The sequence below is a fragment of the Rhodococcus sp. 66b genome, assembly GCF_002076325.1.
GTDB classification, from domain to species: domain Bacteria; phylum Actinomycetota; class Actinomycetes; order Mycobacteriales; family Mycobacteriaceae; genus Rhodococcus_F; species Rhodococcus_F erythropolis.
In genome coordinates this window covers 116,946-124,373 of the sequence record NZ_MUZB01000018.1, presented here as the reverse complement: position 1 = coordinate 124,373, position 7,428 = coordinate 116,946, and the positions used below count along the sequence as shown (strand labels likewise).

The following is a 7,428-nucleotide window of genomic DNA, read 5'->3' as shown; positions in this document are numbered from 1 at the left end:
GGATCGCTCGAGGATGCGTTCATGAAGTTGACCGGAGACGATGTCCAGTACCACGCATCCGGTATCGATCCGGGTGCCGGAGCCCACCACACAAACACACAGCACGCTATGGGAGGTGCACTGTAATGGCTGTTCTCAGTGCTGAACGTATCAAGATCACCACGACCAAGTCGCCGCTGTGGTGCACGATCACAATCATCGTCCTAGGGTTGGGCGTCGCCTGGATGATCGGGCGTTCGTCGAGTTCGAGCATTCAGGCGTACAACGACGAAGCCGCATCAGGAACTCCTGATTTCGAGAAGTTCCTCCCCACGTTCAATGAAGCGGGACTGGGAGTTTCCGGCTTCGGCGTCATGGTCCTGATGATCATGGCGGCCCTCGCGATTACCAGCGAATACCGCTTCGGCATCAACCGCACCACCTTCCAGGCCATCCCGAGCCGGGCTTCGGTCCTGATCGCCAAAGCCGGCCTGATCGGCGCCTTCGGCGCGGCGCTGTCCTTCGTTCTCATGCTCGGCGCGGTATTCATCACCAAAGCTGCTGCAGGCTCTGAAGGTTCCACCAATCTGGCACTCGACACCGCCGATGCCTGGCGCGCCGTCTACGGCGTACCGATCTTCGCCTTCCTCTGCGTTGTCCTTGCCATCGCCGTCGGAGCACTCCTCCGGCAATCTGCCGGCGCTATTGCATTGCTCCTGCTCTGGCCGCTGCTCATCGAGAGCCTGTTCGGCATGTTCGGATCCTTCGGTAGAAACGTCACACCGTTCCTCCCGTTCGCCAACGCCGACCACTTCCTCTCTTCGGGTTCGAGCACCAATTTCCATTGGGGCCCTTGGGGAAGCCTGTTCTACTTCGCAGCATTTGTGCTGGTGGTTTTCGGAATCAGCATCGCCGTCGTCAACAAGCGCGACGCCTGACCTAACACCAAGACTGGTCGTACCGGAGATGTTCCGGTGCGGCCAGTTTCTTGTTGCCATAACCGCGGTCCATAGAAGTTAGGATAGGCTCACTTCCATCTGATTCGGCAACGAACTGAGGCAACGGACAGCGATGCAGACTCTGACAACCCAGACTATTTCCACTCCGGGCACCGAAATGCGTGTGTGGCGCACGCCGGCGCTCGATCGGAAATGCGTGGTCTTCCTGCATGGCGCCGGAGTTGATCATCGAATGTTCGACGACCAGGTCGCGGAACTCGCGGGCGCCTATTCCCTGGTGCTGCCCGACCTACGCGGTCAAGGGCTGTCGATTCTCGAGGAAGGCCACCGCGCCACTCTCGACACTGTGATCGACGACGTGAAGGTCATGCTCGACTCGCTCGGAATCGATCGCGCAAGCATCGTCGGACACTCGTTCGGCGGAAACATCGCGCAGGAGTTCACCCATCGTCATGCGAATCGAGTAGACAAGCTCGTCATGATCGGCAGCCCTGGCCAGCACCGGGAAATGAGTGGAGCCGCTGCCTCGGCAATCAAAATCGGCACGCATTTGTATCGACGGATTCCGTGGGGTCCCTTTGCCTTTTACAGTGGCCGGTGGTCGAGTCGAAATCCCGCAACTCGCAGATACGTTGCAGACTGCATGCTGGCCGCCGGACGGCAGACCTGGCTGGACCTGGGAACAAGCGGGTTCGCGTCACTCTGCCCGGTGGATACGGCACCCCGAAAGGAGACCCTCCTGATGCGGGGAGAGGTTGACATGCCGCGCCAACTCGATCGAATCTACGACGCCCTGAGCGATCAACTACCGGACCTGACTCGCCGGGTGGTGATCACCGGCGTCGGACATCAATGCACACAGGACAATCCGGAAGAGGTCAACCGCGCGCTGGTCGAGTTCTTGGCAGACTGACCTCACGTGTCAGCGTTCCAGGTGCGCGGCAAGCTCTTTCATCCAATCGAGGAATGCCGGCGGGCCGTCGAACTGGACGCCGTCGACAGCAGCCACTTCCGGTGCAATGTCATCGCCCTTGACCACCAACGCTTCTCCACCCGAGGCAAGGACAGCAGCAAAGGCAGGTAGGTCACCACGGTCGTCGCCCGCGTACGCGACGACGTCGACGCCTGCGGTGGCGATCGCGCGAAGGAGGCCTGTCCCCTTGTCCTCCTCAACGGGTGGACGCAATTCTTCGACCAACTTGCCGGGCTCACGCCGCAACCCGGTCCGGCTCGCGATTTCTGTCGTCGCTGCTTCCACCAGGCGCTGCGCGACCGCTCGATCCGCGGCCCGACGCCAATGCACAGCCACCGCAAGGCCTTTGCTCTCGACGTGGATGCCAGGAACTGACTGAGAGTCGAACAGGCGACGCAGTTCGGCTTCTGCTTCGGCGACGGCATCACTGAACGCAGCGACGGCCGGAAGCACTTCGATTCCGTTCTCCGTCCAGGTCTCGACGCCGTAGGAACCCATGAGAACAACCGAATCCAGACTCAGTCGTTCTCGCAAGAACGACGCCGGCCGTCCCGAGAGCAAGCCCACCACGCCGAAGTGCCTCGACAAAGTCGCGAGCACCTCCTCGGCACCGGGCAGGAGCGCACTGGCCGACGGATCGTCGACGATAGGTGCAAGCACACCGTCGAAATCCATCACCAGCCCACAGCGAGCTGGATCGGACGTGAGTCGGAGGATGACGTCCGAAGCGGTTCGCATGGTTCGAGTGTGCCAAATCGATCGCACCCGCAATACCAACACCGGATCAGAATGTAATCTCTGCCACTTCGTCCAGGTTGTCCGGAAAGCGCAGGGTGAGCCGTGTCCACTCCACTCCGGCGCCGATTCCGTCCGTTACAGTTCTCACGACGCTTACCAACTGGGGGGTAACGATGAGCGAATTGACTGTCGTCACTGACGACATCCGAAAGTACGGCTCGACGTCGGCCGAAGCTGCAGGACACATCGCGCAGGCCGCCGCCGTCGATCTGGGCGCCAACATCGCGGCAGTCGCACCAGCCGTCGGTCCTGTCGGCATCGAGTTTCTCGAGGCATTCGCGCGCGCCCAGGCAACTCACACCAAAGATGTTGCAGCACTGGCGACCTTCTACGCCGGCAACGCAGCAACGGCGAGTGCAGCCGCTCAGGCCTACGACACCACAGATCTTTCAACCGCGTCAGATCTGGCCGGCATCGCTGGATCGACGGACGTGACCGCGTGAACAGCGATCGCGTCGACACCGATCGCATGAACACCGAAGACGACTCGACGACGGTCCTCGAATTCCTTCAAGGTGGTGCTCCGGCCCCGGCATTGCCGAACAACACGGTCGAATCGATGCTCGCCGGCATACCGGTTCCGGCATTACCCGGAATCGAAGATCTGTTCGCGCCGTTGATCGAACTCGGGAAGAGCCTCGGCACCGGCACTTTTGCCAGCACCGATCCCGTCGGCATCTTCAACCAGGCGTCCACTCTCATCGACCAAGCCATGGGATTGTCCCAAAGCGCGGTCGCCGAGGTGGGCCAGACCTGGAACAGCACCGGCAGTGAAGCCGCGACCGAACTGTCGCGATCCGCCCAGAACAGCGGCGCAGAATTGAGCGAACGCGGAACCGCGATATCGAAAACCGCTGCTGCCGCCGCGGAATCGGTGCAGCGAGGCAACGCGAATCTCGCGGCGATCGCGCAGTCCTTCGCGACCACGGTTGCAGCTGCTGCACCGATCGCGTGGACACCACCAGGACAGGCGATGCTGATTGCCTCCGCAGCCGAACACATGCAGGCAGCCGTCGCGGCGGTGACACAGACTCGCGGGGAAATGCTCGGGCACACCGCTGCCATGAACGCCCTTGCCGGGTCGATCCCCGTGCCGACTCCACCGATCGGTGAGGCTCTCGCCAACCTTGCCACTCCGGAGGCGCTCGCCGACGCCGCCCGTCAGATCGCCCAACCTCTGGCGGCATCAGCCGCGTCGGCATCGCCGCTGTCTGGATCGCAGCTGTCTGGATCGACCGATGCCGGCGACGCACCGTTATCCGCGCACTCAGGAACCGATGCCGTTCGGACCGCGGCAGCGCAGGCAGGCGCCGGACTTCCGACCGGCGTCGACAAGCTGTGGGGCGCAGGCAATTCGTCGACGTCACTCGCAGCCGGCGGGTCGCCGTCGCCCAGTGCGACAGCGAGCTCGGGCGGAGCATGGGTGGGTGGAAGCGGCACTACCGGTGGAACGATGAGAGGCGCAGCGGGAGTTGCTGCAGTTCAACCGGTTCCAGTGGGTACACCCGCGATGGGTACTACGTCGACGACGATCGGCAGTAGTGGCATATCGCCGGGCGGCATGATGGGCGGCGGGCCTCGCGGAACGCGGGACGACGAGTCGTTTCGCACGACTCCGGGGTATCTCGTCAGCGCCGGTGACGAAAACTCGATGGTCGACGATCTACCGATGGTGTCACCGCCCGTGCTCGGTGCCGAGAATCCCGATCAGTACCTGTTCCGAGATCTCTGATCGGGACTCCCCAGCCGGGGCGGCATTACAACCTCAAACGAAGCCCAACTCCCGTACCGCCGCACGCTCCTGCTCCAATTCGCTGACGGACAGGTCAATCCGTTCGCGTGAGAAGTCGTCGATCGCGAGATCCGGAACGATAGTGAATTCACCATCGGCACAGGTCACCGGGAAGGACGAGATCAATCCTTCGGGCACCCCGTAGGAACCGTCCGAACAGACGGCCATGGATACCCAGTCGTCCTCGGCCGTTCCGATCACCCAGTCGCGGACGTGGTCGATCGACGCACTGGCCGCACTTGCCGCAGAGGACGATCCACGCGCAGCAATGATGGCGGTGCCTCGCACCTGCACAGTCGGGATGAAATCGTTCTCCACCCAGTCGCGGTCGTTGATCAGCGCGAGCGCAGGCTCACCCGCGACGGTCGCGTGGGACAGGTCCGGGTACTGCGTCGCCGAATGGTTTCCCCAGACGGACACCTTGCGCACCGACGACGCACGAACGCCGGTCTTCTTCACCACCTGCGCAATCGCTCGGTTGTGGTCGAGGCGCGTCAGCGCACTGAACCGAGTATCGGGTACATCCGGCGCGTTGTTCATCGCGATGAGAGCGTTGGTGTTGGCCGGGTTTCCGACGACCAGCACCTTGACGTCCGAGGCTGCGTTGTTGTTGATCGCCTTCCCATGCGCTGTGAAAATAGCGCCGTTCGCGCTCAGCAAGTCGGCGCGCTCCATCCCCTTGCTCCGCGGACGTGCACCGACCAGCATCCCGACGTTCGCGCCGGAGAAGGCGACATCGGGATCGTCGGTGATGTCGATGGAGCTCAGCAAGGGAAATGCGCCGTCTTCGAGCTCCATCGCGACGCCTTCGGCAGCGGACACGGCGGCGGGAATCTCGAGCAGTCGAAGTTTGATCGGTACGTCAGCGCCGAGCATCTCCCCCGCAGCTATGCGGAAAAGCATGCCGTAGGCGATCTGACCCGACGCTCCGGTCACCGTGACGGTTACGGGCGCAATACTCATTGCCGACTCCTCACCTGCCGTTTTCACGACTGTCCGTTCTACAACGCTGTAAGAACGGTTTCCACGCTAGTCGAGTAATCCGGCCACTTCGTGGTCTGTCAGTGTGGTTCTCGGCACTCGTCCCTCCGCCGTCACGAGTTCGACGGCGCGGTAGAGCGGACGCTCGGCCAGTCCGGCGCCGCGGGCTTCGGCACGCAACTGTTCGATCAGCACCGAGGACAACGCGGCAGCCGGTACCAACTCACTGGCCGCCAGGGCGTCGGCGAGCTTGCGGAGTGCAAGGATCTCCAACTCGCGCCCGCCCCCTGCCGTGTAGAGCGCGAGCGGTATTCGCACGGTGGACCGACCGTCGCCGAGTGTCAGGCTGACCTCGCTGATCCGGCCGGATCGCACCGTCAACGCCGCCGTGAGCACCTCGGCCACGTCGACGTCGTTGGTGCGAAAACCAGCTTGTGCTCGAATCCTGTTGCCATACAAGGTGATATGCCGGCGCAGCGTCATCAGAATCGCCAGTGACGTCGGAACCGCGATGACGGCACCGACGATCACTCCGACCGTCACCGTCGAGAACACACTGACGATCAACCCGACGACCACACCGAAGACCACCACAACAACGGCGAACTTCTTCAGCCGCGGCGCGATCAACGCCACGGGAACCAGATCGAGCGAAACCGGTTCAGCCTCAGTGCTCAACGAGATCCCCGAGCTTGTCGACAACTTGGTCGAGCGGCACCGTCTCCTGCTCACCCGTCGCCAGTTGTTTGACAACGACAACGCCCTCTTCGAGCTCGCGCTCGCCGAGAACCAAGGCGACTGCGGCGCCCGAGCGATCGGCCGCTTTCATCGAGCCCTTGACGCCACGATTTCCGTACGCCAGGTCGACGCGAATCCCATTGGCACGCAACTGGTGTGCGATCTTCACCAGTGCCGCCTTCGCCTCGGCTCCCATCGGTACACAGAAGACGTCGACACGTGCCGGTGGCGCAACCGACTTACCCTCGGCCTCGAGCGCGAGAACCGTGCGGTCGACGCCGATTCCGAACCCGATCCCCGAGAGCGGCTGTCCGCCCAGCTGTTCCATCAGTCCGTCGTAACGACCACCACCACCGATTCCGGACTGGGCACCCAGTCCGTCGTGCACGAATTCGAAGGTCGTCTTGGTGTAGTAGTCGAGGCCGCGGACCATGCGCGGGTTGACGACGTAGGGAACTCCCAAGGCGTCGAGGTGCGCTAGTACCTCGTCGAAGTGCGCCTTGCAGCTCTCCGAGAGGTGATCGAGCATGAGCGGTGCGCCGGCCGTCATCTCGCGTACATCTGGGCGCTTGTCGTCGAGCACCCGAAGCGGGTTGATCTCGGCGCGTCGACGTGTGTCTTCGTCGAGCGGAAGTGCAAAGAGAAACTCCTGCAGCAGTTCGCGGTACTGCGGTCGGCAGGTGTCATCGCCGAGAGAGGTGATTTCGAGGCGGAAGCCGTCGAGCCCCAACGACCGGAATCCGGCGTCGGCGATCGCGATGACCTCAGCGTCGAGCGCGGGGTCGTCGATCCCGATGGCCTCGACGCCGACCTGCTGCAACTGGCGGTAGCGGCCGGCCTGCGGGCGCTCGTAGCGGAAGAACGGGCCCGCGTAGCTGACCTTGACCGGCAACTGTCCACGATCGAGGCTGTGCTCGATGACGGCACGCATGACACCGGCGGTTCCCTCGGGACGCAACGTCACCGAACGGTCACCGCGATCGGCGAACGTGTACATCTCTTTGCTGACGACGTCGGTCGACTCACCGACACCGCGCGCGAACAGGCCGGTGTCCTCGAAGATCGGCAATTCGATGTGGCCGTACCCGGCCAACCTGGCGGCGCGCGTCAAACCGTCACGAACGGCGACGAATTCGGCTGACTGCGGCGGAACGTAGTCCGGAATTCCCTTGGGTGCAGAGAAGGTGCTGGCTTTACTCACGAGAGGT

Annotated in this window: 8 protein-coding genes and 1 pseudogene; 5 read left to right on the top strand and 4 right to left on the bottom strand. The window is 62.9% G+C overall.

From position 1 onward, the window contains the following. The 3 genes and pseudogenes from B0E55_RS32310 to B0E55_RS27325 form a co-directional block, all read left to right on the top strand. A pseudogene (locus B0E55_RS32310) lies at positions 1 to 126 on the top strand (ABC transporter ATP-binding protein); the annotation flags it as partial. Continuing rightward, positions 126 to 917, top strand: a complete 792-nt coding sequence (locus B0E55_RS27330; protein WP_080910861.1) for an ABC transporter permease — start codon at positions 126 to 128, stop codon at positions 915 to 917. The pseudogene B0E55_RS32310 and the gene B0E55_RS27330, both read left to right, overlap by 1 nt. A gap of 133 nt (positions 918 to 1,050) precedes the next feature. After that, positions 1,051 to 1,851: an alpha/beta fold hydrolase gene (locus tag B0E55_RS27325; RefSeq protein ID WP_080910860.1), complete on the top strand. Its 801-nt coding sequence runs from the start codon at positions 1,051 to 1,053 to the stop codon at positions 1,849 to 1,851. Positions 1,852 to 1,860: 9 nt separating this feature from the next. Here B0E55_RS27325 and otsB read toward each other — a convergent pair whose 3' ends face one another. Next, on the bottom strand, positions 1,861 to 2,649 hold the full coding sequence (otsB, locus tag B0E55_RS27320; RefSeq protein WP_019748315.1) for a trehalose-phosphatase: 789 nt from the start codon (positions 2,647 to 2,649) through the stop codon (positions 1,861 to 1,863). Between the two features lie 173 nt (positions 2,650 to 2,822). Here otsB and B0E55_RS27315 point away from each other — a divergent pair, with 173 nt between their 5' ends. Then, positions 2,823 to 3,152: a type VII secretion target gene (locus B0E55_RS27315; RefSeq protein ID WP_080910859.1), complete on the top strand. Its 330-nt coding sequence runs from the start codon at positions 2,823 to 2,825 to the stop codon at positions 3,150 to 3,152. After that, a complete protein-coding gene (locus B0E55_RS27310; protein WP_080910858.1) occupies positions 3,149 to 4,441 on the top strand; it encodes a hypothetical protein in 1,293 nt (430 codons plus the stop codon). Before B0E55_RS27315 ends, B0E55_RS27310 begins: the two co-directional genes overlap by 4 nt. 33 nt (positions 4,442 to 4,474) lie before the next feature. Here the strand turns inward: B0E55_RS27310 and B0E55_RS27305 are convergent, their stop codons facing one another. From B0E55_RS27305 to hisS, 3 genes are all read right to left on the bottom strand, one after another. Next, entirely contained in the window at positions 4,475 to 5,464 is a 990-nt protein-coding gene (locus tag B0E55_RS27305; protein WP_080910857.1) for a malate dehydrogenase, read from the bottom strand. 66 nt (positions 5,465 to 5,530) lie between these two features. Further along, positions 5,531 to 6,160, bottom strand: coding sequence for a hypothetical protein (locus tag B0E55_RS27300; protein ID WP_020969537.1), 630 nt, complete (start codon positions 6,158 to 6,160; stop codon positions 5,531 to 5,533). Further along, positions 6,150 to 7,421 (bottom strand): histidine--tRNA ligase, encoded by a 1,272-nt coding sequence (hisS, locus tag B0E55_RS27295; RefSeq protein ID WP_019748310.1) that lies wholly within the window; start codon positions 7,419 to 7,421, stop codon positions 6,150 to 6,152. Before hisS ends, B0E55_RS27300 begins: the two co-directional genes overlap by 11 nt. Positions 7,422 to 7,428 lie beyond the last annotated feature (7 nt).

What these genes read in the sequence shown, in the direction of transcription:
- B0E55_RS27315 (WP_080910859.1), top strand. Translation starts at nt 2,823, where the DNA reads ATGAGCGAATTGACTGTCGTCACTGACGACATCCGAAAGTACGGCTCG.
- B0E55_RS27325 (WP_080910860.1), top strand. Translation starts at nt 1,051, where the DNA reads ATGCAGACTCTGACAACCCAGACTATTTCCACTCCGGGCACCGAAATG.
- otsB (WP_019748315.1), bottom strand. Translation starts at nt 2,649, where the DNA reads ATGCGAACCGCTTCGGACGTCATCCTCCGACTCACGTCCGATCCAGCT.
- B0E55_RS27305 (WP_080910857.1), bottom strand. Translation starts at nt 5,464, where the DNA reads ATGAGTATTGCGCCCGTAACCGTCACGGTGACCGGAGCGTCGGGTCAG.
- B0E55_RS27330 (WP_080910861.1), top strand. Translation starts at nt 126, where the DNA reads ATGGCTGTTCTCAGTGCTGAACGTATCAAGATCACCACGACCAAGTCG.